The sequence below is a fragment of the Clostridioides sp. ZZV14-6150 genome (assembly GCF_020657875.1).
GTDB lineage: Bacteria > Bacillota > Clostridia > Peptostreptococcales > Peptostreptococcaceae > Clostridioides.
This window is the reverse complement of the sequence record NZ_JAGWDA010000109.1, coordinates 1-235: the sequence shown is the minus strand read 5'-3', so window position 1 is coordinate 235 and position 235 is coordinate 1. Positions and strand designations below refer to the sequence as shown.

Below are 235 nucleotides of genomic sequence, written 5' to 3'. Positions count from 1 at the left end.
CTGTAAACTGCCATATTTCTTCAACATCATCATGCATATCAGGTATTTGTTTTATATTACTAATATTACTTGCCATAACTTGAAATGTATCACTACTGTTAGTTGGAACTTTTTTGTCAGTAATAGCAGTAGCGATTAATTCCTTCCCACTACTGACAGATTGAAAAAGTTCATTAACTGCACCCGTTAGATTTTTAGCATTTGTGCTTAATTCGTTTACGCCTATCTTTGCATC

The 235-nt window shown here is 33.2% G+C and carries 1 pseudogene; it reads right to left on the bottom strand.

Annotated elements, in window-relative coordinates:
• Window positions 1-235: pseudogene (locus KGF41_RS20730) on the bottom strand (hypothetical protein); the annotation flags it as partial.